The organism is Kordia sp. E (genome assembly GCF_056033805.1).
In genome coordinates, this window is sequence record NZ_JBRASR010000003.1 from 1,041,268 (window position 1) to 1,066,192 (window position 24,925).

Genomic DNA, 24,925 nt, shown 5'->3' on the forward strand with positions numbered 1-24,925 from the left:
GAAACATTTAAAAACAATCTAGGCAGAAATTCATATCTTGAACCTTCAACCCAAAACTCCTTAAAATTGAAAAAAATAAGTTACTTCTTACTCATTTGTTTATTTGTACAATGTCAGTCCAAATCCAAAGAAAAAAAAGAAGTCAAACAAACAGAAACGAAAGAAACTGCGATGATTTCTAATAAAATTGAAACTTTATCTTTAGCGGAAGCCAATCGTTTAGCGGCTTTGCCATTGCATTGTATGCAAGAAGAATATCCAAACAAACTCAATCAAACTATTGGTAGCGGAGAAGACTTGCAATCACCAAAAGCATTGCATCCAGCATTTTATGGCTGTTTTGATTGGCATTCATCGGTTCATGGACATTGGTCGTTAGTAACATTGCTGAAACAATTTCCAAACTTGGAAAATAGCGCTGAGATAAGAAAAAAACTGGCGCAGAATATCTCAAAAGAAAACATAGAAACCGAAATTCTATACTTCAAAGGAAAATATAACAAATCGTTTGAACGTACGTATGGATGGGCTTGGTTATTAAAATTAGCAGAAGAATTACACACTTGGAACGATCCATTAGCGCGTGAATTGGAAACCAATTTGCAACCAATGACAGACATGATTGTACAAGGATATGTAAACTTCTTGCCAAAACTTAACTACCCAATTAGAGTAGGAGAGCACACAAATACAGCATTCGGACTTACATTTGCGTACGATTATGCAAAAACAGTTGAGAACGCAGCTCTAAAAGGCTTAATTGAGCAAAGAGCGAAAGACTTTTATGGAAATGATGAAAACTGTCCTATAAGTTGGGAACCAAGCGGATTTGACTTCTTATCACCATGTTTAGAAGAAGCAGATATTATGCGAAGAATTTTACCAGAAAACGAATTCAAAACGTGGCTGAATAAGTTCTTACCGCAACTAGCAAACAAAGATTTCACACTTGCGCAAGGAAAAGTATCAGATAGAACTGATGGAAAACTTGTTCATTTAGATGGCGTAAACTTCAGTAGAGCTTGGTGTTTATACGGAATTGCCAATCAATTTCCTGAATATGCACACTTAAAAAATGTAGCAAACGAACACATAAACTATTCATTACCAAGCATTGTGGATGACAATTATGAAGGAACACATTGGTTAGGTTCATTTGCTATTTATGCTTTAAATACGGCTGCTCATGTTCAAATGGATTAAAAATATAGGACCAGGAACGCTTGTTGCTGCTGCGTTTATCGGTCCAGGAACGGTTACCGTATGTACAAAAGCAGGTGTGCAATTTGGCTACAGCTTACTTTGGGCAATGTTACTCTCTATCATTGCAACCATTGTATTGCAAGAAATGGCAGCTCGTACAGGAATCATTACACAAAAAGGATTAGCAGAAGTCATCAAAGAACAAATAACAAGTCCGCTATTACGAAACTTAGCAATCTTCTTAATTCTGGGAGCAATAGTCATAGGAAATGCAGCATATGAAGCCGGAAACATAAGTGGAGCTGCGTTGGGAATGCAAGTATTTGGTGAAGGAAATGCAATATTATATCCAATGATGATTGGAATGGTAGCATTTTCAGTACTCTTCATAGGAAACTATAAAGTGCTAGAACGCAGTTTAGTAATATTAGTCTTATTAATGAGTATTTCTTTTCTGATCACAGCAATTCTAACAAAGCCAGATATTATGGCTATTCTAAAAGGAACGTTTGTGCCTACAATTCCTAAAGGTAATGTGTTGATAATTATTGGTTTAATTGGGACAACCGTAGTTCCGTACAATCTATTCTTACATGCTTCATTAGTAAAAGAAAAGTGGAAAACGAAAGAAGATTTATCGATAGCTCGAAAAGACACGATGATCTCTATAATTTTAGGAGGAATTGTTTCTATGGCAATCATAATAGCAGCAACGGCAACAACAGGAGGAAACATTAGCAATGCTTTTGACTTAGCGAAAGGATTAGAACCGCTATATGGTGAATATGCTAAATACTTACTCGGAATTGGTTTATTTGCTGCAGGAATCACGTCTGCAATTACTGCGCCTTTAGCGGCTGCATATGTTGCAAAAAGTTGTTTTGGTTGGAAAGGAACACTCAAAGACAACAGATTTCGTACTGTTTGGGCAATCATTTTAATATTAGGAGTTGTATTCTCTTCGTTAAAACTAAACCCTGTAGAAGTAATTACGTTTGCACAAGTTGCCAATGGATTACTATTACCAATAGTTGCTATTTTCTTAGTATGGATTGTAAACAAAGCCAACGTTTTAGGGAAATACAAGAACACACTATTTCAAAATATTTTAGCAATATGTATCATTGGAATCACATTAATACTCGGAATCAAAGGAATTATAAGTGTATTCTGGTAAAGTGACAAAAGGTAATATTTTACTGATTCTTTTCTGAAGTATAGAAAAAGTTTTGCGTTAAAAATTTTCGAAGCCTTGGAGGAAATTTAGCAAAAGTTTTTTTGGTTTTGGTTTTCCAGAGAGAAAACTAAAAATACCTACCAGGAAAGCGCCATTTCTTTTGTTTCTTTTCTTTGGGCGAACAAAGAAAAAGAAAATTCATAATAAAAATGTTACATGATGCTATTAGTTTAGTCATGAGTTTAGAATGTTGTAGATAACCAATAATTACTATTTTAAATGATACATATCAACTGTGATGTTGGAGAAGGTATAGACAATGAAGAAATTTTGATGCCGTATGTCAATGCATGTAATATTGCGTGCGGTGGACATGCTGGCGATAATGAAACGATGCATGAAGTTGTAGCATTAGCAAAAAAATATCATGTAGAAATTGGCGTGCATCCTTCGTATCCTGATCGTGAAAACTTTGGACGTATTTCAGTTAATATGACTTCCGCCGAATTCATTAAAACGATTCAAAAACAAATCTCAGATCTAGAAAAAATTGTTGCTTTGCATGATGCAAAAATTATGCATATAAAACCACATGGAGCATTGTATAATGATGTTGCAAAAAGCGAAGTAAAAGCACAACTTTTCTTAAAGTCAATTTCAATATATAAAGACAAATATAAGCTCTATGTTCCGTATAATTCAATCATTGAAAAAGAAGCTTTAAAACAAAATTTTCAAGTCTATTATGAAGCGTTTGCTGACCGAAATTACAATGATGACTTAACACTTGTTTCACGTAAAAAAAGCAATGCAGTTTTAACTGAAATAGGGGAGATTATTCAGCATGTTTCTTGCTTAAAAAATGAAGAAAAAATACAAACAATTTCAAGCAAAAAAATCACACTAAAATCAAATACGTTTTGTGTACATTCTGATACGCTAAATGCAGTTGAAATTGTGCAACAAATACATACACATTTCAATACTAAAAATACTATTAAAAAGACAAAGTTTCCGAGGTATACTTCATATGGAAATACAGGAATTCTAGTCACTTGGGAAGCTAAAATGACTCCAGAAGTGCTTGATGTAGTGTTGGAATTCAAACAAAAAGTGTTAAGTTTTGATATTAAAGTAATTGTTGAGTTAATCCAATCAAATAATTCATTATTAATTATTTATAATAATTTAAAAGTAAATTTTAACACACTCCAACATTTGTTGGAATGGCTAATTTTACTAAATACAGACAAAATACAGACTCAAAAACGATACTGTTGGGAAGTTCCTGTGTGTTATGATATAATATTTGGAATTGATTTAGAAGAAATAGCACAAAAAAACAAGCTCGTAATAGACCAAATAATAACACTGCATACAGCTCCAAAATATCAAGTATTTTCAATCGGTTTTTTACCTGGTTTTTTATACTTGGGTGGACTTGATAAACGACTTCACATAGATCGTAAGTCTACACCAAGATTAGAAGTCAAAAAAGGAGCTGTTGGGATCGGTGGAATGCAAACAGGAATCTACCCAAAATCAAGTCCTGGTGGTTGGCAAATTTTAGGGAATTCTCCTGTCAGTTTTTTTGATATAAATAACGAAAAACCATGTTTTGCAAAAGCAGGTGATTTTATAAAATTTGTTTCAATTTCATTAGAAGAATATCATGAAATTGCAGCAGCAGTTTTGAACGGAAATTATGAACTAAAATCGACTGTGGAATGTTAGAAATTTTACAAGCAGGATTGCACACTTCCATTCAAGATTTAGGACGATTTGGATTTCGGAATTATGGTGTTCCAGTTTCGGGAGTCATGGATGAATTTCATGCAAAATCGGCAAATATAATTTTGGGAAATGATCAAAATGCAGCAGTTTTAGAAATGACATTGCAAGGTCCAAGTGTACGTTTTCATGAAGCGACTCAAATTGTCCTTTTTGGCGCAAATTTATCTCCCAAACTAAACAATCAACCAATAAAGTACAATACTACTATAGACATTGCGAAAGGTGATCAATTGGATTTTGGCACAAGAAACTATGGAGTTCGCGCGTATCTTGCCGTGAAACATGGTTTTCAAACTGAAAAAATGCTAGGAAGCAGAAGTTTCTACGAAGGAATTACGCCAACATCGAGAATTCAAAAAGGTGATTCCATTCCGTATCGCACTATTTTAAACAAACAAAAATCATATGCGAAAATTGGGTTTCAACCAATATTATTCAATAGTAATCTAATAAATGTTTACAAAGGTCCAGAATTTGATTTCTTATCAAAACAACAGCAAAGACAGCTATTTGAAGCTACTTTTTCAATTGGTTTAAATAATAGAATGGCGTATCAGTTGAATGAATTGATTATAAATGATTTTCCTTCAATCATAACTTCAGCAGTTCTGCCAGGAACAATTCAACTGACACCATCGGGAAAATTGATAATTTTAATGAAAGATTGTCAAACAACTGGAGGTTATCCAAGAATATTGCAACTAGATGAAGGTAGTATTAGTAAGCTTTCGCAAAAACATACAAGAGATGAACTTTGTTTTAATATGATTTCAATTTCGTAATATCAATCTCATCGGAAAGTAATTGCATGGCATCTTCTTCGCTCAATTTTGATAAAATATTTTGCGTTCCGTCTTTAAACGTATCATGATTTAGAAACAATCGCCACAATGCACGAATGAACTCGGTATAATTTAGTCCATCATTCCATTGAATAAACTTTTCTGTAAATGCTTTATCAATATGTGATTGAATAATTATACGAGAAGCATTTGTATTTTTATCAACTGAGGTCATTTCGGGGTTGCTTTAATAACGATTGTATGGCGAAAATAGTGAGTCTCTAAAAACTTGACAAGAGGAAAGTTCCGCAAATAAAGGGGAAAAAGCCCCTTTTTAAAAGGAAAATCCCTGAGAATTAAATGCTAAATAATAGTTAAAAATCTAACTATCAGATTCTTATGTCGTTTTTGCTAAAGTTGAATGATTTTAAATTTTTGTTATGTGGTAGTTTATGAATAAATTGGGAACAATAATCAATAATATTATAATGTATGAGTGACTACAAAACCCCTAATGACAAACTTATTACTAACGAACAAGCAGCAGAATTGAATGCTTGTTACAGAGCAAAGCAAAATGAAGGCTTTGGCGCGGAAGACGATGATGGTTTTGCGTGTTCTAGCTGGTATTCGCTAGAAGATTTGGAAGGCTACATTAGCTATGTAAAAGCACAGGCTGCGTCCAAGAAAATTTCAGTCGATGGTATTCGATTCTATTTTGGAGTATATCCAGAAAATGTAGCAGACAAGTCCAAAGCTGGGCAAAACACCTTGTTTATGTGTCCAACTAAGTCTTGTAACAGTTTTTCTGAAGACAATGGAGAAGGAAACAGCGAAGATATTACAGGAATCCATGCAATGAATTTTGGAGATAATGGAAACCCTCCAAAAAATGAATATGGAGGTTAAAAGATTTTTAAATTAGATGGAAGAACTACGTTTCTTATCAAAATATTTGGCTTTAGCAGTTTTAATTTTTGGACTTTACAGTTACAAGAATTATTCAAATACTAAAGCCAAATATTTTATTTTCAGCATATTATATGCAGTGTTAACCGAGTTTGTCGGTTCAAACTTTCATAATTGGTTTGGCATAGTTAATTATGCCGTATACAATGTGTTTATAATTATACAATTAACCTTCTTTTTGTGGTGGTTTCAACATATTATTGAATCCAAAAAAAGAAAAAATATAATTAAAATTTTTATTGGATTATACTTAGTATATTCAGTAGTTAACATGTGTTATTTACAGAGTTTTATTCAAGGAAACCAAACATACACATATGCAGTTGGTGTAATATTTTTATTAGTTGCGATTGGATTTTATTTCATAGAAACCTTTAATAAGGACTCAGTGCTAAATATTACAGATTCAATACTATTCTGGTTTACATTAGGTGTATTGCTGTTTTATGGAACTTTTATGCCATTCTTATTTGCTTCTAAGTTATTTTTATTAGGAGATAAATGGATTTTAAGTTTGGTAACTTTTTTGTTAAATGTAATTATGTATACATGTTTTGCCATTGGATTTTATAAATCCTATAAAAAATAATAATTTAATTTAGGTGTAATGACTGAGGAAGAAATTCAGATGTTAGTATTTATTTGCGCTTCAACGATTTTTATTGTAGGAATACTTCTAGTTATTACTTTAGTGTTTTTACACAGAAAGAAGCGGAAATACATCGACTTAGAGTCAAACATAAAAACATTTCCCTAAAATAGTATTATTTTAAAGATTGTTATGGAAGAACAAGAAATACAAATGCTTGTAGCAGCAACATCATTAGTGCTGCTTATTTTATTAACCACGGTTATTATTTTATTTGTATTCTTTCAAAAGCGTAAACTAAAGTTTATTCTTGAAAAGAAAGAATCAGAGAAAAGATACATGGAAGAAATTGCGAAATCGCAAATTGAAATCCAAGAACAGGCATTGCAAAACATGAGTTGGGAATTACATGATAATATTGGACAATTATTGTCTGTAGCACGTATGCACATTAACATCTTAGGAACACAACTTGCAGAAGAAAACAAAGAAAAACTTAATGAAGTCAGTGAAATAGTTGGAAAAAGTCTGCAAGAAATTCGTTTGCTATCCAAAACTATGAATACCGAAATAATCCAGAATATGGGATTAGTAAAATCGGTAGAAGTAGAGTTAGATCGATTTAATAAATTAAATTTTTTGGATGCAACACTAAATGTTCACGGAGAAGAACGATCTTTGGACATTAAAGAAGAAATAATATTATTCAGAATATTACAAGAGTTTTTCTCCAATGCCATTAAGCATTCAAAAGCGAAAAGCTTAGAAGTTACCCTTAATTTTAAAGAAGATCAATTGCTAATTTCTGCACAAGATGATGGTGTTGGTTTTGAAGAAGGAGAAATAGAAAAAGGATCAGGATTGATAAATATGAAAAGTAGAGCAGCAATTATAAATACAGAATTTGCTATGAAATCTGCAAAAAACAAAGGAGTTTCCTTAACTTTATCTTATCCCTATAAAAATTAGTATGAAGAAACATTCAGTCGTTATTGTTGATGATCATTTGCTTTTTGCACAATCTTTACAAGGTTTGGTGAACGCATTTGATGAGTTTGAGGTTTTATACCATGTAAAGAATGGAAGCGAACTAATCAAAAAATTATTAGAGTCCGAAAATGTCCCAGATATTATCTTATTAGATATTAATATGCCAGTTATGAATGGTTTCGAAACCATGGAATGGATTAAAGAAAATCGTCCAAGTATACAAGTATTGGCGCTTTCTATGGACGATCATGAGGAAACTATTATAAAAATGTTGCGCTTAGGCGCGAAAGGATATCTTCTGAAAGACATTCATCCTGAAATATTTTACAAAGCATTAAATGAAGTAATTTCTAACGGAATTTATTATTCCGAACGTGTTGCTACTACGTTGCTAAATTCACTTCATGGTGGAAACGATAAAGACTTAAAGAACGGAAAACCGTTAAAAGATACCGAATTGATGTTTTTGAAATTGGCATGTACAGAAATGACATACAAGGAAATAGCTCAAGAAATGTGTCTCAGTCCAAAAACTATAGATGGTTATCGCGAATCTTTATTCAAACATTTTAAGGTAAAAAGTAGAATAGGTTTGGTATTATATGCAATCCGAAATAAATTGGTGAATAGTAAATAGTATTGAGGTATTAGTAATGAGAATTGAGAGTTTTGAATTTTCTTAAACCTTAAACCTTAAACCTTAAACCTTAAACCTTAAACCTTAAACCTTAAACCTTAAACCTTAAACCTTAAACCTTAAACCTCAGTATACGTAGTTTCAAAAGGAACTCTAAATTGTGGACCATAAATTCCTTTCTCTGTTCGTACGCCACAACCAACAATCATATTGATTTCGGCACCACGTGGAAGTTTTAAAATCTTTTTCACACGTAAAGTGTCACTTCCTTCCATTGGACACGTATCGTACCCAATCGCAGCCATGCTAATCATAAAGTTTTGAGCAGCTAATCCGGCACTTTTGTGTGCAACAATACGTAAATCACTCAAGCGAACTTGTCTGTATACTGGTCTGAATAATCCGATACAATTAAAAACAGCATACTTTAACCAACCATAAATTCCTAAAAACTCTGCATAAATAGGCGGAATCAGTTTTTGATAATAGTTTAATGCAAACTTTTCTCTTTTGGAATATTCCTCTTTGGGTTTGTCTCCATATAAACTTTTTAAAAAACCTACATTAGCTTTAGCACGTTGTTTCCATTTATCTTTTCTAGCAACAACAACGACCATTTGTTTTGCGGTCTTTGCAGCATTTTGTCCTAAACAAGCTGTTGTTAGTTGTTTCAAAACAGCTTCATCCGTAACATGATAGAACTCCCATAACTGTAGATTGCTACTTGTAGGTGCTAAAACAGCGTTTTTAATGCATTGTTTAACTTTTTCTGTGTCTATATCTATTTCATTATCAAAAACGCGTACAGAGCGTCTGTATTGAATAGCTTCGGTTACTGTTTTTTCTGAGGTCATGCACAAACTTAACAATCTTACTGCAAACAAAAAAGCCAGAGAAATTAACTTCTCTGGCTTTACATATATTTATGCTAACTTGGAATGTTTTCCAATTTATATTAGCAATTATTTTTTGTATTAAAATCTACGGTTGATCTTGAGTCGCCGCCTAAGATTTCATTTTTAGTTTTTGTGTCTAATTTTGATACATTCATTTTGTTTAACTGAAAGTACTTGTTTGATAATTTTTTCATACGATTTTGTTTTATGTTAATGTTTTATACTTTGACGGTTTATCAAAGTTTCTAATTAATATCGTATCAAGAATAACGCCAAAATCTTTTACAAATTAAAAAAAGAGAACACATTTTACTGTATCCTCTTTTCACGTTTAACCTAAAAATATTTAAATCTTGAAATTTATTTAAAACGTTGTCACTGGATCTGTAGGACCAGGACCAGGACCTGTACCATTACAATCGGCAGGATTGCATGAGTTGTTACAGGTATTATTTGTCGGTGTTGGACCGGTAGTTCCACCTGGAGGAGGAAAACAGATATAAGTTGGATCTTCTGGCGGCTCCGTAGCACTTACGCATGGTGGCGCAAAAGTCCAACAATTATAATATGATCCTGTTCCACCGCTTAAGTTTGATGCTTTAAGAGAAGAAACTGTATTCTTTCTTAATGATAATCGTGTGATTCTTTGTTTTTTCATAATAAAATTAATGTTAATGTAATGCCTACTTTTTTAGGGTTTTCGGCTTTCCCAGTACTTGATCGATCTGAGAACAATATTAACAGGCTTTTTTAAAGAAAAAAAACAATAGAAACCCATTTTAAACAAATTAGGACTAGAAGTGACATACACAAGAATTTTCTGTATCTAGGTTGTCACAACCTACTGTACAATTAGCTGTATGGTCAGACATACCGTTTTCTGCCGTAGAACGTGTTCCGCCTTTAATTTCTTGTAAATGCTTTGTATTAATACGAGCAATATTTACTTTTTTTAATGTAAGTGTGTTTCTTTGAATACTTTTTTTCATAATGATTTTGTTTTAGTGATTTTTAATAAAAAAAGAATACTGTATGATACGAACTAGCTATTATACATACCATATCATACAGTATTAGTGAATAGGAGAATTTTAAAATAGCACACAAGTATGCTCAGCTTCATTTGTAGCACCTAGAGCGGTAGAACGAGTTCCTCCTTTAATGTTTGATAAATGATCGAAGGAAATTTTGGCAATGTTTGTTTTGCTTAAAACAAGTGTTTTACGTTGACGTTTTGTTTTCATAATTTTTGTGGTTTTAAATTTGTTAATGATTTATTTCTGAGTAATAATCATTTCAAACTTAAAACTATCGACGCAAATTTTACAATTTACGTAACCTAAACTAAACAAAATAGGGTTGTAGTTACACGTTCTTTTTTAGACTCTTAATATAGTAGGAAGGATATAGCTGAGTGTAGTTTTTAAAGTGCTTTGTGAATGAATCAGCACTTTTGTAACCAACTTCTTGTGCAATAGATTTTACAGAATAAGCTCTAAACAAAGTATCGTTTTGCAAGCGCTTTAATGTATACTGCATTCGCAAGTCTGTAATGTATTCATTGAAACTTACGCCTTTGTCAGTATTGATAATTTTGGAAAGATATGTAGCGTTTGTTTTTACTTTTTTTGCAACAAATCGTAAGTTGCAGTTAGTATCTAGATAATGTTCTTGTTGTTCAAACCTTTTTAAGGCTTCTAAAATTGCGCTTACTTTTTTATCGGTAATAACAATTTCTTTTTTAGGAGCTATAGTTTCTGTAGCTTTTTTTGATTGAGTTTGTTCTTTAATAGTTACTCGTTGCTCATATCTTAAAGCGGCTATTTTAATATTTAATTCACGGAAACGTTCTTTTTTCTTTTGTTGGTTTCTATAAAAAAGAACACATCCTGCAATAAACAATATGGATAAAACTAATAAAGAATAGCGAAGAATGGTATTTATCCTAATATGATTTTGTTCTTTTAATGCAAGTTCTTTCATATTTGCAACATCATTTTTATCTTTTAGGAAATCAAAAAGTTCGTTTCGTATATATTCGTTCTTTTTTTCTGTTTGTTCATCAATTTCAACAAGTTGCGTATTGATATAACTATCTAATTGTTCAGTGTTACCAAGTTTTCCATGATTCTTAATCAATAATTTCAATAAATCTTTATATTCATGTGGTATGAATTGCTTGTTTTTAGAAGTGCCTTCATTTTCCTTATCGATGATAGCAATTGCTTTTTTAATAAAAACAATTGATTGTTCATAATCATGTAATTTGTGTTTACATTCTGCAATGTAGTAATAGACTTCTACAAGTCGCATCTTATTGTTAAGCTCTAGAATTATTTTTTCTGCTTTTTCAAAATAATCAAGTGCTTTTGTATAGTCTTTTTTTAACAAATACGCAATTCCATAATCATTATAAAAGTAGCTTACACCTTCATTATCACCAAAGTCTCGACTTCTCTTAATTCCTTTGTTTATATAGATTAATGCTGAATCAGGTTGTTTTAATTTTAAATAGGCGCCACCAACTCCCATAATGATATTGATTCTAGAAATTTCATCCTTATAATTAGGTTTCATCGTAATTTTATAAGCTCTTTTGCTATGTTCTAATGCAGGACGATATTCTTTAGCTTTACGTCTAAGTTTACCAAAATTTGCAATCGCATTAGCTTTTCCAACATCATTATTATATTTAATAGCAATATTATAAGATGTATTAAAGTCATTTAAAGCCAATGAATCTTTACTAGATTGTTCGCGTACTTTTCCACGAAGAGAATATACTCTGAAGAGAAACTCACTATCTTCTTTGTTTAAATCGATATTTATTGCTTGGTATATATAATTGATAGCTTCTTCATAAGAACCTTCAACATCAGCAACATACGCTCTATAAAAATTACTTTTTACGATATTCAATTTGTCTAATCGCTTTGAAGCTCTATAATGTAAAACATCGATGTAAAGATTTGTTATACTTTCATCTAAACGTAGATATTCTTCTATACATGTAACTAATTCAACATTTGTATATGACTCTAAATTAGTAGCTTTTTCAGTTGTTTGTGCATGTGTAAAGCTATAGTTACAAAGTGTAAAAATTGTAAAGACTATGAATAATAGTTTTTCCTTCAATGAGAATTTAGTTTAGTTATACGTGAACTAGTTTCAGCCACAGTCATGGGAATTGTGCGGAAATTACAGTTAAAAATTGATGAAAAAATACTAAAAATACTTTAGAAAAAACTTTAATAGCTTCATTTTTCTTTTATATGAAACATAACAAACTGTAAAATTAGGAATGTTAGTCTTTTTTTAAGACTATTTTTTTCATTCATCATATTACAAAAGAAACTATACTAAAACAAAATTGAAAACAAAAAAAGAGAATGCATTTATTAGCATTCTCTTTTATATTCAGTCTAAAATAATGGATTTAAGTATTATATTTATTTTGCATGGCAACCAATTCCGCCTTGTGCGACAGGAACTGAGTTTCCGCAATAACCACCTAATTGAGATATGCCGCAATTACAGGAAATACAGGACATAGTATTACCATAACCTCCTTTAATCTTATTAGAATTAAAATTTGAAATTGTGCCTTTTGTAAATTTTAGTTTTTTAACTTGTTTTTTCATACTAATTAATTTTAATTTAAATGCCTACGTTTATGGTTTTCGGCGTTCCCATTTCTAGATCGATCTGAGAACAATATTAGCGTAGTAGTTGTGAAAAAAAAAAGAGTCTCACCTTAAATTAAACGTATAAGGGTATTAAAATGTAAAGGAACCACTGGAGAAAAAACATCTTCATCTATAGTAAATGCATACTCTTCATCCTTAAACTAAAATTGGGTGAAATCTATAATGTACAGGACGCATCTTGAGTTTCTTGAGACATATTAGAGTTTACGCTAGTTCTAGATGTAGTATCAACGGTAGTAGTATCAATAGTTAGACTAAGAGAACTGACTCCTCCAAAAATACTATATGAAACTTGTATGTTTAATTTAGAAATGTTGATTTTGTTTAATGCTAGGAACGTTTTGCTTGATTTTTTTTTCATAGTTTAAAATATTAAGTTAATTGATGGAGTGTACTATTTAACAACCATTTTTTAAGTTATTCAAACATAATTTAGATCGAACTCTTTTCATAAAATTGGCACCTTGTTTTGTTTAAAACAAGGTGCAAAATTAGGGTTGCAAATTTAATTTTTTAATATAATAGGAAGGATAGAGTTGTGTATGTTTTTTAAAGTGTTTTGCGAAAGAACCATCAGTTTTATAGCCTACTTCATGTGCAATAGATTCAATGGAATACGCTCTAAATAACGAATCATTATGTAGTCTTTTTAGGGTATATTGAATTCGTAAATCATTAATGTAATCATTAAAATTCTGTTTTTTATGCGTATTTATAATTTTAGATAAATACGTAGCATTTGTTTTTACTTTCTTAGCTACAAATCGTAAATTACAATCGACGTTTAAGTACTGTTCTTGCTTTTCAAATTTTCTTAAACCTTCTAATACAGTTTGAATCTTATGATCGGTAATATTGCTTTGCTTTTTTATTTTATTCTTTTTTTCAGGCGAATCGTTTTTCCTAGTTTCAAGCGTTGTAATTTTTTTAGTTAATGTTTCAAAAATTTCTTTTTTCTTTTTACGATTTCTAAGAAATACAATACAGCTAACAACTATAATAAATACTAAGAATGAAATAATATAGATATAATATTTCATTCGTTTCTTTGAACTATTTTCCTCTTTAATAAGTGCTTTAATAAGAGTATCTTTTGCTCCAATTTCTTCAAAGGCATACAAATTACTTAGTACAGTATTCTTTTTTGATTCATTTTGTTTTCTAATGATTTTATACTGTGAAAAATAATATTTAAACTTTTCTTCTTGATTAAGTTCTTTACAGTTTAAAGACAGTAATTCTAAAAGATATCCGTATTCAAAAGGAATAAACTTTTCTTCTATGTTTTGTAGAGAATCGTTTTTTTTATTAATAATCCGCAGTGCCTTTTCTAGTGAGTTATTTGATGTTTTATATTGTTTTAACTCATATTGAGATTTCCCAATATAAAAATATACCTCAATAAGTCTTTTATCGTTTGCTAATGCTTTAATTATTTTTTTTGCTTTTTCAAAATAGGAAAGTGCTTTTTGATATTCTTTTTTAATTAAATAAGCAACGCCTATATCAGTATAAAAATAACTTACGCCTTCTTGATCGTTGATAGCAACGCTTTTTTCTAGTCCTATATTACTATAATACAAAGTAGAATCGGGTTGTTGTAGTTTTAGAAAAGTGCCACCAATTCCCATAATGAAATTTATTTTAGCTATCTCTCCTTTAAAAGCAGAATCTTTAGAAATTTTATATGCTTCTTTATAACCTTTTAAAGCTTCTTGAAATTGTCCTGCTTTTTTTTTTAACTTCCCCAAATTAGCAATCGCAATTGCAACTTTGCCTGTAAAATTATATTTTTTTGAAATATTGTAAGAGTTGGTGAAATCTAGAAGCGCTTTTTCATCATGTCCGTATTGTTCATATATTTTACCTCTTAAAGAATAGAGTTTAGGCAATCGTAACATACTATCTTTTTTCACTTGTACTTTTTGAATAGCTTTTGTTACATAATCTATGGCAGTTTTATAATTTCCTTGAATATCCTCTATTGAAGCTAAATGAAAGTAACCTTCAATCATTGCTGAAATATTTTTTTCTTTTTTGGCTTTTACATATAAAGTATTTGCACAAATTTTGGCAACCTTAGGCTTTGAGTATTTAACGCTATTGATTTCAGTTATAAGTTCTTTGTATGTCTTATGCTGTAAACTATCATGAATTTCAAAATATTTATCTTGTGCGATGGCTACATTAGTTATAGCGAATAGAAAAGAAAACAAAAAGAATATATTTTTAATCAAAGTATGTCGTATTACAAATAAAATAAAAGACGTATTTACATTTAGTAGAATATCATAAATATTACCCTTTTATTAATTCTGAAAAATTACTAAAAATACTTTAGAAAAAACTTTAAAAGCTTCATTTTTCCTTTGTAAGGAGCATATCGAACAGGAATATCTAGCCAATTTGCTTTTATGAGGACTGATTTTTTATGTGAAAATGTATCAAAACTCAGTTTTCCATGATACGCGCCCATTCCACTTTCACCAACGCCACCAAATGGCAATCTGTGATTTCCAAAGTGCATAATGGTATCATTAATTGCGCCACCACCAAAAGAATGTTGCGTAATCATTCGATTTGCAAATTTTGAATCTTTGGAGAATACATACAATGCTAACGGTTTCTCATAACGAGCAATAATATTGCTAATGTCTTCCAAAGAAGAATATATTTGAATTGGTAAAATTGGTCCAAAGATTTCTTCTTTCATCGCTTCACTATCAAATGCGGGTTCGTCCAATATAGTAGGAGCAATGTACAAATCGTCTTTGTCAGTAACACCGCCAAATAGTACTTCGTCTTCTTTAATCATAGAAGCCAAACGGTTAAAGTTCTTTTCATTTACAATACGAGCAAAATCAGTGGATTCTTGCGGATTTTCGCCAAAAGCAGCTTTCATTTCTTCAATGAGCACTTTTGTAAAGTCAAACTTTGCTTGTGCTTGTACAATTAAATAATCAGGAGCAATACATGTTTGTCCGGCATTTAAAAATTTTCCCCAAACAATACGCTTTGCTGCCAATTGAAAATCTGTATGAATATCAATAATACATGGGTTTTTTCCACCAAGTTCTAGTGTAACAGGCGTTAAGTTTGGTGCAGCTGCTTTTGCTATTATTTTTCCAACCTGCACACTTCCTGTAAAAAATATATAATCCCAACGTTCTGCTAGTAATTTTTGAGAAATTGAAACGCCGCCTTGTACAATAGTAACATGATCTTTTTCAAATACTTCTGTAATGATTTCTTCTACAATAGCTGACGTATTTGGTGTTAATTCAGAAGGCTTTAGTACAACCGTATTTCCTGCAGCAATAGCGCCAATTAAAGGAGCAAACGCCAATTGATATGGATAATTCCACGGTGAAATAATTAAAGTAGTTCCGTAAGGTTCAGAATGAACTCTATCTTTCGACGGGAAATTTAATACTGATGGAAATACACGTTTTGGTTTTGCCCACGATTTTAGTTTACGTATTGTTAACCGTAATTCAGAGATAACAATGCCAGTTTCGGTCATTACAGCTTCAAATTTTGGTTTTTTGAAATCTGCATACAACGCGTCACAAATATCGTTTTCACGTTTGCGCACTTCTTTGAGTAACTTTTTTAAAACAGTTTTTCGGTAGGCTACATTTTTGGTGCGTCCTGTAGCAAAAAACTTTTTTTGAGCTAGTACGATTTCGGAGCAGTTGTATTCCATAAATATTGTTGTGTAATCGATTGTGTTAGATTATCAAATTTGCCAGTTTCGGCGTATTCTTTAATTGTAGTAGGATTAAAATTTCCATTCATGTATAAAACAGTATGTTTTCCGCTAACAGTTTTATGGACAATCACTTCTTTGATGGAAGTTCCTACTTCACGAACAGAAATAAGTGTACGTTTAAAATCATCGTTTTTTCTGAAAATATCTGTAAAACGTTCGTTTGTCAATTGATTTATTTCAGCTTGAATATCTTTTTCTTCCGATTGGTCTTTTGGTTGTAGTTGTATAAAACGTAGATCGTTTACATTTCCTAAAACGGAATTCATTTCTGGCGAAAGCCCTTTTAATACAGCAAACATAAAACGTGGAACTTGTACAGCAGTTACCTTATCATCATTCTTATGTGCATTGTAAAAGTTAGCCATTTTATAATAGCTTCCACATGAAAAAAATAGTAAAGTGCTTAATATCAATATTGTTTTCTTCATTATTGATGTTTTAAGATTTGTGTTAAAAACGATGGTAAATTACTATTTTTATTTCAATGTTAACGTGTTTTTTGATTCCTGTTTAATTTCTTCTGTATTCATCATCATTTTTCTAAATCGTCCTTGTGCATACATTTTTGCTTGATCTTGATAATGAGGACTAAACATGTTTCCAGATTGTCCTGTTGGCAAAATACTCATGCTATTCTCAATATCTGAAAAGTCAATAATTCGTCGTGTTGAAGGTCCAAAATAAACTTTGTATTCGCCTGAATCATCATAATGATAGCCTAAGTTGTTAATGACTTCTCGCGTTCCAGGAACTTCAAACGGACCTACATTAAAGTATGGACGTAAGGTTTCTACTTGTCCCATTGGATGCGGATGTTCCATTGTATGTACTTTATTCCATGTCCAATCGTTTGTATTTTGTCCAAGTTGATTTTCCAATAAAGCAATCGCTTCTTTGAATGATTTGAGTAAAATATCACTTCGAGTTTCTTTTACGGAAGTTGTGTTTACATCATCATACCAAATAGATTCTTGATAGAGTAGTGGTGCTTCAAACCGTTTTAGAATATGAGTTTTGAGTAATTGCTCATAGGTTTCTGTATCCAATTCATCTGAAAGTGTATTTTTTAAATATGTATTCATGAAACGATGGTAAATAGTTGGCGCTATGTCTGTAAGTTGATTTTCTCCATTCCATGTTCGTAAAATATTGATAGCTTCTTTTTCTTGGTCTGAAAAATCATTTTTGCCAATTACTTTGAACACTTCACTAATTGCTGCAACATGTATGTTTGATTTGACATCAAGTGTCATATTCATCATATCTTGTTTTGTCCAGTCGTTTTTTTTCTCTAGTAGTTCTTTGATGCGTTTTGCTCTGTTTTCTGGAAGGTAATACCCTGGATATAAACTTCCTGAAATACTATCAGGTTGATTGTTTGCCGAATATACATAGTTCCAAGTTGGATTAGCAGCACTAGGATTTTCGTCTGCTTCCATAAAACGAATTGGTTCATCATTGCCAGAAGCTCCATCCAAAATTAACTTTGAATTTACATGTGCTGGACGTTCAAAGAGTTTTCCAACAGCATACCAACCAATATTGTCTTCCGAATCACCATACATCAGGTTTAGTCCTGGCGCGTGAATTTTAGACAAACTTTTTTCAAATTCAGCTTGACTGCTTGCATGTGACATTAAATAACACGCTTCTAATAATTGATTGTCGTGTTGTAAATATGCCCAAGACATCGCTACAGGTTTTTGAAAATCGATTCCGTCTGCAATTCCATTCAAAATTGGTCCATGACGTGATGTTTTATAAGTTTGCGTAGTAGCTTCTCCGTCTTTTACATTAATTGTTTTCGTTCGAGTTTTGTAATTATTCCAACCAGTTGGTGTTTTGTATGCGTTGGAATCATTCGGATTATTTTCTTCCCAATAGAAATCGATGTCATCATTTTCAAACATGGTCATTCCGTAGGCAATATTTCGATTGTGACCTAACATTGGAAAAGGTGTTCCAGCTAAGTAATAACCATATATTTCAAAGGTTGGTGTATGTATATGTGCTTCATACCAAACCGAAGGTTGCGAGAATCCAATATGCGGATCGTTGGCAAATAGCACTTTTCCTGTTGCTGTTTTTTGTGGTGCAACTACCCAACTATTACTACCAATAAATTGTGGAATTGGTAATTTGTCTAATGCATGATGCACTGAAGAAACCAATGTATTTTCAATTTGAGTTGTATCTTTTTTCTTTTCAGGATAGTTGTGTAATATGGTTGTTTTTGGATCTACATGCAATCCTAAATCTGCTAAGTATTCGTTGCCAAGTTTTTGTTGAATTTCTGTGAGTAATGGATCTGTTTTGTGTGCCATTGCGAAACTAAAAGCCATGTAGCCAAATACATTGTGAATGTCTTTGAGCGTAAATTTTGTTTTGTCCGTTCCTGTGAGATAGAATTCTACTGGCGTTGCTCCGTTTGCTACAAATTCGTTGATTCCATTGAGATAAGCTTTTGCTAGTTTGTAACTCTTTGAGTTTTTATCAAGATTCTGCACTGTTAATTCGGAAGCTTCATCAATGCCTAACGCAACAAAAAAGCGATCTGTTTCGAAGAGTTTTTCTCCAAAGAGTTCCGCTAATCGTCCTGGCGCTATTCTACGAATAAGTTCCATTTGCCATAAACGATCTTGTGCATGTGCATATCCTAATGCTGTAAAGGCATCCGCTTCGTTGTTAGCATAAATATGTGGAATTCCATAGGTATCGTAATGAATTGTAACTTCTTCTTGGAGATGTTCAATATCTAAGTTTCCATTATATGTTGGTAGAAGTGTTCTATAGAATACAAATCCTGCAATGATGATGATTAAGAGTAAGATTCCAATAATTTTTGCGGCTTTTTTCAAAAGAATTAGGTTTTTTTAAAACTACAAAAATTTATTTAGAGTTTAACTTTAGTAAGTACGAACTTCAGTTCACTTTTTTTTATAACGATTGTTTCAAAAATAATTACGGCTTTACCGTAGGTGGTTACTATTTTAATTTTATAGGTTTATTTATTATTTATTTTAAAATCTTATATCATGAAAAAAAAGAATCTTAATTCACTAAAGCTTAACAAAAAATCTATTTCAAACCTTAATGTAGTAATTGGAGGTAGAGCAAATGGTACTACTGACTGTCCTACTGGTCCAAATAATTGTCCTTGGCCTACATCAAATGATCTTTGTGCGGCAACTACTTGGGGACCAAATTGTGAGAAAAAATAAATTAGTAAAGCGAACTTCGGTTCGCTTTTTTATTGAATTCGTTTTCCAACTATAGTATATGGTTCTTTAGGAAAACCATACAACACAATCTTTTCAGTAGTTATTGTTTTAATTGGAAGCATTAGATGTCTTTGCTTATTATGAAAAATTGAAACAAATAAGGTTTCCGCTATTTTTTCCAAACGCATTTTAGTGCCTTCTATGTTCATTTTTTTGTTTGCTTCTTGAATGTGTGGTGCATCTAAAATTGTATTGAACTCAATAATTCCATTTTCTCCATTCCATGAGTATGTGTACTTTGATTGCATAATTTCATTTTCAGAAATTGTTGTACTCGTAGGAAACAAACAAACATAATCTTCTTCAAATATAGTTTCTTCGTTCTTGTATTTTGTTTCATTTATTACTGTATGCTTTTTTCCTTTTTTGTAGAATCGAATTCTATCTTCATTGATAAATTTGAAATTTGCTTTATCAATACTTTCTATAGAATTTACTCTAGTAGAAGCTTTATAAGTTAACTCGTTTTTATTATCATTAATCGTTAAGTGTTGTATCGTTTTAGTGTCAAAAGCAATAAAATCAACAAACGGAAATCGCCCAGTTTCACTCGTATTTAACCATATCCCTTCAATTTGTGTGTGCATGTTAATCTGAAATTTCTGTTTTGATGACTTTTAAGTTATTGATATCGAATGAAATTTCTAAATGGTACTTTGTCATATATCCATAATCAACAATATAATGAAAATTAGTAAGTGTACTGTCTTTTGGCTGTCCTAGTATATTGATAACTTCCGCTTTGTTTTTTCCTATTAAAATAGCGCTTTTTACCAAATCTGTTGCCATGTTTCCGCGTTCAAGTAGTGTTCCTATTTTCCATTTTTCAGCGTCAAATTTTTCAAGATTGACTTCGTTTTTACAACTCAATAAAAATAGTAATATGATGTATGTTAAGATATTTTTCAATTTAATTTATAGTTGTAGGTTTTTCTTTTTTAAAATTAAAAAAAAAATGATACTGTTAAACTTATAAGGTAAGTGTTTATTTAAAGAATAAAAACAGTATTTCTTACGTTAATTATTTTAATAAGACTACTTAATGTATGATATTTTGTAGTTTTAGCTTACCAATTATTAATCATTAAAAATTTTAGTATGAAAAAGAAAAAAGCATTAAACCTTAACAAAAGGTCAATCTCTAGTTTTAGAGCACAATCACTCAATGGAGGAGCTACGCCAGTATGTACATTTCTAACTACACTTACGGAGGAGATTACACCAATAGTGGCTTCTTTGGTTTTGGATGAATGTGTAGGTGGAGAAGATCCAGTTACTAGTAGCGCTTGCGCGAATACTCAAAATGATGATTCGTGTCAATGTACAGTTGCCTAAAAATTTAAAGCGAACTTCGGTTCGCTTTTTTTATTCTTAAAAACTAAATAAGAATTTCTTCTTTCATTTAAAATAGTATAACACTCATTTTAAATTATTCTTGTTTTTTAAGATTTGTAATACTGCTGCGACCTAATATATAACCAGAGATACCTCCAATTAATGCTGCAATCTCTTTTCCACCTAAAACTCCGGTAATTCCAAATAGAATTATGGCGATAATGATTGAGAATATGGTGATAAATTGTAATCCAGCGTCACCAGAAAAAATTGTTTTACGAATCTCATCATCTCTATACGCTATAATAAAAAAGCCGACGATGACAATACCAACTAGAAGCGCAAATGACCAACTAATTTGTTTTTTAAAATTTTGTGATACGAAAGAAGTATTATTCAATTCTGTTACTTTTGTCCCAACACTTGAAAGTTGATCTGTTTTTTTAACAATTGTTTGTACTTTGTTTTCAATAATTCTTCGAAATCCTTCTGTCACGCTAATAGATTGCATATTATGTAAATCGATACCGCCAACTGTTTGAAGTTCTGGCAATACAATTTGTGACTTAATTTCGGATAAACGTTCTATATTCATTCTTTCTTTAATTGATAAAGCACTTGAATCTAAACCTTTTGAAAGTTTTTCATGGTAGCTATTCACTAATTTTTCAAGGCTTTGCGCTCTTTCTAATTCTGTAAAAAGACCGCCTATTTCATACATCATTGAATACATATCGGCAATAAGTTCTAACCTTTTTTCTTCCAACTCATGATAGTCATAGGATTGTTGTATTTCATTCTCCATTGCTATTGCTTCCCTATCATCTTGTCCAAAAAGAGAAAAATTTAGCAATAGTATCATAGAGATACTTAAAAGTAAAGTAAGTGACTTATTCATTTTATTATGTTTTAAGGTTAAAATGCTTACTCTTTTAGGATTTTCAGCAATCTCCTTTTTGGGAATACTACACGGTATCTAAATATAATTTGCTGTGAAAATATAATTTAAAAGACTAACTGTTTAGCGTATAAATACGTAATTTTCAATTATTCAATGCCTAAATATTTGTCAAAATAGGACAACATACCTTTTCTTATGTATTCTATATTTGTACCATGAAAGCGAAGCATAATTATATAGAAAGATTGCAACAGGTAAGAGATTACCTGAGAGTTTCGTTTACTACTACGGTTTCTGTTGAGACATTAGAATCGCTTTCACACTTTTCATACCGAAACTTACAACGCATATTTAAAGCTGTTTATGGAGAAACTATTGGTGCGTATGTAACACGATTAAAAGTAGAAGCCTGCGCAAAGCTTTTGTTGTTTAGCAAATCAGCAATTACAGAAATAGCGTATGAAGTTGGCTATTCAGATGTGCAAGCGCTGAGTAAATCATTTAAAAAGCATTTTGGAATCTCGCCGTCCGTATACAGAGAGCGTAAAGAAGAATTATTAGGTACACAGAAAACGAAAGTAGATAAGATGCCATTTATAGAAGATAGAGTAGAAGTATTGCCAAAAAAAAAGGTGATGTATATGACTTATAAAGGTGATTACGATAGTAGTGAAATTGAAGATTTGTGGAATACTATTGATCAAATGGCTACTGAAAATCATATTGATACATCAATAACGGAAAGCTTCGGAATTATTTGGGATGAACCAATTACTACTGAAGAAATCAAGTGTAATTATGATGCATGTATTGTTATTCCTGAAAAAACGAACAATCTAAAAAAGTATACTATCAAAGAAGTTCCAAGTCGTAAGTATGCTGTATTTACTCATGTTGGAAGTTATAAGACGATTAGTAAAACCTATGATAAAATTTTTGGACAATGGATTTTTCAGACAGAGAAAGAAATTGGAATTACACCATTTTTAGAATTTTATCGTAAACACAGTTTGCATACAAATGATGAGAATGCTTACGAAACGGAAATTTTTGTTCCTCTAAAAAATAATTTATCTTGAAAAACACATTGATGAAAAACACACAGACTATGAAACTTATTTTAATTGTATTTAGCATAATGAGTCTTACAAAATCTTGTAAAAGCGATGATCCTATTATGGAAAATCAGCAAATGATGAATGAAGTTGCAATACAGAAAGTTTTCATTAATGGAAAAATATATACTGTAAATACGGCACAACCGTGGGCAGAAGCTATGATTGTTCAGGATAAAAAAATCATGTTCGTTGGAACATCTGCGGAAGCACAGGCAACTGCGGAAAGTGATGCTCAAATTATTGATTTGCAAGGTGCTTTGGTATTGCCAGGAATTCATGATGTACATATGCATCCGATGGAAGTTGGTTCGTCAAACAATCATTTTGTAATTTCTGACGAAGAAACTGATCCTGAGAATTATATAAATGTCATTGCAGATGCTGCTGCAGATAATCCAACTGTAGAATGGCTGATTGGTTTCGGGCATAACATCAATACTCTTTTTGAGGCAAATCGTTCGCCACTAGAAATTTTAGATGAAGCAGTTCCAAACAGACCTGTAATTATCATGGAACATACATCGCATTCTATGTGGGTAAATTCCAAAGCATTGGAGTTAGCAGGAATTACAGCAACTTCATCAAATCCACAAGGTGGAATTATCATGAAAGAAGACGACAATTCGCTCACAGGAATTTTAATTGACAATGCTGGTGATATTGTGATGCAACAAGCAATTTCTAGCTTAGCAAATTCTGCTAATGGTGAATATGATGGAATGGTGGAATATGTGTTGCCTGAGCTTGCAAAACATGGAATTACGTCAGTTTCGGATGCACGAACCTATTGGAAAAGAGATCAACATTTGGTTTGGAAACAATTGGAAGCTGATGGGAAGTTAACGGCGCGTTTCAATCTTGGACTTTGGGCATATCCTGCGGAAGATGATGCTTCTCAAATAGCAAGTTTAACTTCTTTATATTCAAACAATCCGAATAGTTTATTAAAAATTAATCAAATAAAATTATATGCGGACGGAATCACACACAATACTACAGCAGCATTGCATTCCGATTATTTAATTGATTATTTTGAGGAGCCAACAAATAACGGTTTGAATTATTTCACAGAGGCAAGAATCGCAAATTATATTAGTCAATTAGAAACTGTCGGATTCGATTTTCATATTCATAGTATTGGAAATAGAGGAGTTACAGAAGCGTTAAACGCAATAGCACAAGGAAGTGCTGGAAACAATAGACACCGATTGACACATGTAGAAATTGTAAATACTGCTGACATGTCTCGCTTTGCACAATTAAATGTAACAGCCGATGCGCAAGTTGCAGGCGATTTTACAAATCCTGCGCATTGGCAAGAAAATGCTGAGTTAATTGGAAGTACATTGGCAGATAATCAAGTTCCTATAAAAAGCCTGTTAGATGCAAATGCAAGACTGACTTTAAGTAGTGATTGGAATGTAAGTACATTAAATCCATTTGTTGGAATTGCCAATGCCGTTAGCAGAACGCCACAAAACATTTCGTTGGAAGAAGCTATCAACGCATATACAATAAATGGAGCGTATGTAATGCGTCAAGAAGACAAAGTTGGCTCGTTAGAAGTTGGAAAGCAAGCAGATTTTATTGTATTGGATAGAGATATCTTTCAGATTCCTGTAAATGAAATTCATCAAACAAAAGTTGAAATGACCGTTTTTAATGGAACTATAATTTTTGAGCGATAATTTATAAATATCTGATTACCATTTATTTTAAACGAAATAATACCTATTAGAAAACCTCAAAAACATGTGCCTTTGAGGTTTTTTTA

The 24,925-nt window shown here is 31.7% G+C and carries 28 protein-coding genes; 12 read left to right on the plus strand and 16 right to left on the minus strand.

All coding sequences use genetic code 11. The features are described from left to right. Positions 1 to 66 precede the first annotated feature (66 nt). From ACUUYC_RS17565 to ACUUYC_RS17580, 4 genes are all read left to right on the plus strand, one after another. Complete coding sequence (locus ACUUYC_RS17565; RefSeq protein WP_474267979.1) at positions 67 to 1,203, plus strand: DUF2891 domain-containing protein; 1,137 nt, start codon at positions 67 to 69, stop codon at positions 1,201 to 1,203. Then, the gene (locus tag ACUUYC_RS17570) at positions 1,187 to 2,380 is read left to right on the plus strand and encodes an Nramp family divalent metal transporter (RefSeq protein WP_474267980.1); all 1,194 of its coding nucleotides are present in this window, start codon (positions 1,187 to 1,189) and stop codon (positions 2,378 to 2,380) included. The genes ACUUYC_RS17565 and ACUUYC_RS17570 overlap by 17 nt, the downstream gene beginning before the upstream one ends. Positions 2,381 to 2,659: 279 nt before the next feature. Beyond that, positions 2,660 to 4,114: a 5-oxoprolinase subunit PxpB gene (gene pxpB / locus ACUUYC_RS17575; protein ID WP_474267981.1), complete on the plus strand. Its 1,455-nt coding sequence runs from the start codon at positions 2,660 to 2,662 to the stop codon at positions 4,112 to 4,114. Continuing rightward, complete coding sequence (locus tag ACUUYC_RS17580) at positions 4,108 to 4,956, plus strand: 5-oxoprolinase subunit C family protein (protein WP_474267982.1); 849 nt, start codon at positions 4,108 to 4,110, stop codon at positions 4,954 to 4,956. Before pxpB ends, ACUUYC_RS17580 begins: the two co-directional genes overlap by 7 nt. On the opposite strand, the gene ACUUYC_RS17585 is transcribed toward ACUUYC_RS17580, so the two are convergent. Beyond that, complete coding sequence (locus ACUUYC_RS17585) at positions 4,934 to 5,191, minus strand: hypothetical protein (protein ID WP_474267983.1); 258 nt, start codon at positions 5,189 to 5,191, stop codon at positions 4,934 to 4,936. The genes ACUUYC_RS17580 and ACUUYC_RS17585 overlap by 23 nt on opposite strands. Before the next feature lie 257 nt (positions 5,192 to 5,448). Here ACUUYC_RS17585 and ACUUYC_RS17590 point away from each other — a divergent pair, with 257 nt between their 5' ends. The 4 genes from ACUUYC_RS17590 to ACUUYC_RS17605 all read left to right on the plus strand — a co-directional run bounded on the left by ACUUYC_RS17590 (position 5,449) and on the right by ACUUYC_RS17605 (position 8,141). Next, positions 5,449 to 5,865: a hypothetical protein gene (locus tag ACUUYC_RS17590; protein ID WP_474267984.1), complete on the plus strand. Its 417-nt coding sequence runs from the start codon at positions 5,449 to 5,451 to the stop codon at positions 5,863 to 5,865. 16 nt (positions 5,866 to 5,881) lie between these two features. After that, entirely contained in the window at positions 5,882 to 6,514 is a 633-nt protein-coding gene (locus tag ACUUYC_RS17595) for a hypothetical protein (RefSeq protein WP_474267985.1), read from the plus strand. 192 nt (positions 6,515 to 6,706) lie between these two features. Next, the gene (locus ACUUYC_RS17600) at positions 6,707 to 7,483 is read left to right on the plus strand and encodes a sensor histidine kinase (protein WP_474267986.1); all 777 of its coding nucleotides are present in this window, start codon (positions 6,707 to 6,709) and stop codon (positions 7,481 to 7,483) included. 1 nt (position 7,484) lies between these two features. After that, positions 7,485 to 8,141, plus strand: coding sequence for a response regulator (locus tag ACUUYC_RS17605; RefSeq protein ID WP_474267987.1), 657 nt, complete (start codon positions 7,485 to 7,487; stop codon positions 8,139 to 8,141). Positions 8,142 to 8,260: 119 nt separating this feature from the next. On the opposite strand, the gene ACUUYC_RS17610 is transcribed toward ACUUYC_RS17605, so the two are convergent. The 12 genes from ACUUYC_RS17610 to ACUUYC_RS17665 all read right to left on the minus strand — a co-directional run bounded on the left by ACUUYC_RS17610 (position 8,261) and on the right by ACUUYC_RS17665 (position 19,374). After that, the gene (locus ACUUYC_RS17610; RefSeq protein ID WP_474267988.1) at positions 8,261 to 8,995 is read right to left on the minus strand and encodes a nitroreductase family protein; all 735 of its coding nucleotides are present in this window, start codon (positions 8,993 to 8,995) and stop codon (positions 8,261 to 8,263) included. 101 nt (positions 8,996 to 9,096) lie between these two features. Then, positions 9,097 to 9,231 (minus strand): hypothetical protein, encoded by a 135-nt coding sequence (locus ACUUYC_RS17615; protein WP_474267989.1) that lies wholly within the window; start codon positions 9,229 to 9,231, stop codon positions 9,097 to 9,099. 170 nt (positions 9,232 to 9,401) lie between these two features. Continuing rightward, complete coding sequence (locus tag ACUUYC_RS17620) at positions 9,402 to 9,695, minus strand: hypothetical protein (protein ID WP_474267990.1); 294 nt, start codon at positions 9,693 to 9,695, stop codon at positions 9,402 to 9,404. Positions 9,696 to 9,831: 136 nt separating this feature from the next. Next, a complete protein-coding gene (locus tag ACUUYC_RS17625; RefSeq protein WP_474267991.1) occupies positions 9,832 to 10,026 on the minus strand; it encodes a class I lanthipeptide in 195 nt (64 codons plus the stop codon). Between the two features lie 102 nt (positions 10,027 to 10,128). Further along, entirely contained in the window at positions 10,129 to 10,281 is a 153-nt protein-coding gene (locus ACUUYC_RS17630) for a hypothetical protein (RefSeq protein WP_474267992.1), read from the minus strand. A gap of 121 nt (positions 10,282 to 10,402) precedes the next feature. Continuing rightward, positions 10,403 to 12,172 (minus strand): helix-turn-helix domain-containing protein, encoded by a 1,770-nt coding sequence (locus ACUUYC_RS17635; RefSeq protein WP_474267993.1) that lies wholly within the window; start codon positions 12,170 to 12,172, stop codon positions 10,403 to 10,405. Between the two features lie 314 nt (positions 12,173 to 12,486). After that, complete coding sequence (locus ACUUYC_RS17640) at positions 12,487 to 12,678, minus strand: hypothetical protein (RefSeq protein WP_474267994.1); 192 nt, start codon at positions 12,676 to 12,678, stop codon at positions 12,487 to 12,489. Between the two features lie 223 nt (positions 12,679 to 12,901). After that, positions 12,902 to 13,105, minus strand: coding sequence for a hypothetical protein (locus ACUUYC_RS17645; protein ID WP_474267995.1), 204 nt, complete (start codon positions 13,103 to 13,105; stop codon positions 12,902 to 12,904). A 130-nt stretch (positions 13,106 to 13,235) separates the two neighbouring features. Next, entirely contained in the window at positions 13,236 to 14,960 is a 1,725-nt protein-coding gene (locus ACUUYC_RS17650; RefSeq protein WP_474267996.1) for a tetratricopeptide repeat protein, read from the minus strand. A 110-nt stretch (positions 14,961 to 15,070) separates the two neighbouring features. Continuing rightward, the gene (locus tag ACUUYC_RS17655) at positions 15,071 to 16,450 is read right to left on the minus strand and encodes an aldehyde dehydrogenase (RefSeq protein ID WP_474267997.1); all 1,380 of its coding nucleotides are present in this window, start codon (positions 16,448 to 16,450) and stop codon (positions 15,071 to 15,073) included. Beyond that, complete coding sequence (locus ACUUYC_RS17660; protein ID WP_474267998.1) at positions 16,420 to 16,944, minus strand: DUF4252 domain-containing protein; 525 nt, start codon at positions 16,942 to 16,944, stop codon at positions 16,420 to 16,422. The genes ACUUYC_RS17655 and ACUUYC_RS17660 overlap by 31 nt, the downstream gene beginning before the upstream one ends. A gap of 48 nt (positions 16,945 to 16,992) precedes the next feature. Continuing rightward, the gene (locus tag ACUUYC_RS17665) at positions 16,993 to 19,374 is read right to left on the minus strand and encodes a penicillin acylase family protein (protein ID WP_474267999.1); all 2,382 of its coding nucleotides are present in this window, start codon (positions 19,372 to 19,374) and stop codon (positions 16,993 to 16,995) included. Between the two features lie 177 nt (positions 19,375 to 19,551). Between ACUUYC_RS17665 and ACUUYC_RS17670 the strand changes: the two genes are divergently transcribed. Next, entirely contained in the window at positions 19,552 to 19,737 is a 186-nt protein-coding gene (locus ACUUYC_RS17670; RefSeq protein WP_474268000.1) for a hypothetical protein, read from the plus strand. Between the two features lie 29 nt (positions 19,738 to 19,766). On the opposite strand, the gene ACUUYC_RS17675 is transcribed toward ACUUYC_RS17670, so the two are convergent. Next, positions 19,767 to 20,384, minus strand: a complete 618-nt coding sequence (locus ACUUYC_RS17675; protein WP_474268001.1) for a hypothetical protein — start codon at positions 20,382 to 20,384, stop codon at positions 19,767 to 19,769. Between the two features lies 1 nt (position 20,385). Next, positions 20,386 to 20,706 (minus strand): hypothetical protein, encoded by a 321-nt coding sequence (locus ACUUYC_RS17680; RefSeq protein WP_474268002.1) that lies wholly within the window; start codon positions 20,704 to 20,706, stop codon positions 20,386 to 20,388. 189 nt (positions 20,707 to 20,895) lie between these two features. On the opposite strand from ACUUYC_RS17680, the gene ACUUYC_RS17685 reads away from it, so the two are divergent. Continuing rightward, a complete protein-coding gene (locus ACUUYC_RS17685) occupies positions 20,896 to 21,132 on the plus strand; it encodes a hypothetical protein (protein WP_474268003.1) in 237 nt (78 codons plus the stop codon). 94 nt (positions 21,133 to 21,226) lie between these two features. Here the strand turns inward: ACUUYC_RS17685 and ACUUYC_RS17690 are convergent, their stop codons facing one another. Beyond that, a complete protein-coding gene (locus tag ACUUYC_RS17690; RefSeq protein WP_474268004.1) occupies positions 21,227 to 22,030 on the minus strand; it encodes a hypothetical protein in 804 nt (267 codons plus the stop codon). A gap of 218 nt (positions 22,031 to 22,248) precedes the next feature. On the opposite strand from ACUUYC_RS17690, the gene ACUUYC_RS17695 reads away from it, so the two are divergent. Both ACUUYC_RS17695 and ACUUYC_RS17700 read left to right on the plus strand, forming a co-directional pair. After that, the gene (locus ACUUYC_RS17695; protein WP_474268005.1) at positions 22,249 to 23,112 is read left to right on the plus strand and encodes an AraC family transcriptional regulator; all 864 of its coding nucleotides are present in this window, start codon (positions 22,249 to 22,251) and stop codon (positions 23,110 to 23,112) included. A gap of 29 nt (positions 23,113 to 23,141) precedes the next feature. Next, positions 23,142 to 24,839, plus strand: coding sequence for an amidohydrolase (locus ACUUYC_RS17700; RefSeq protein ID WP_474268006.1), 1,698 nt, complete (start codon positions 23,142 to 23,144; stop codon positions 24,837 to 24,839). Positions 24,840 to 24,925: the final 86 nt, after the last annotated feature.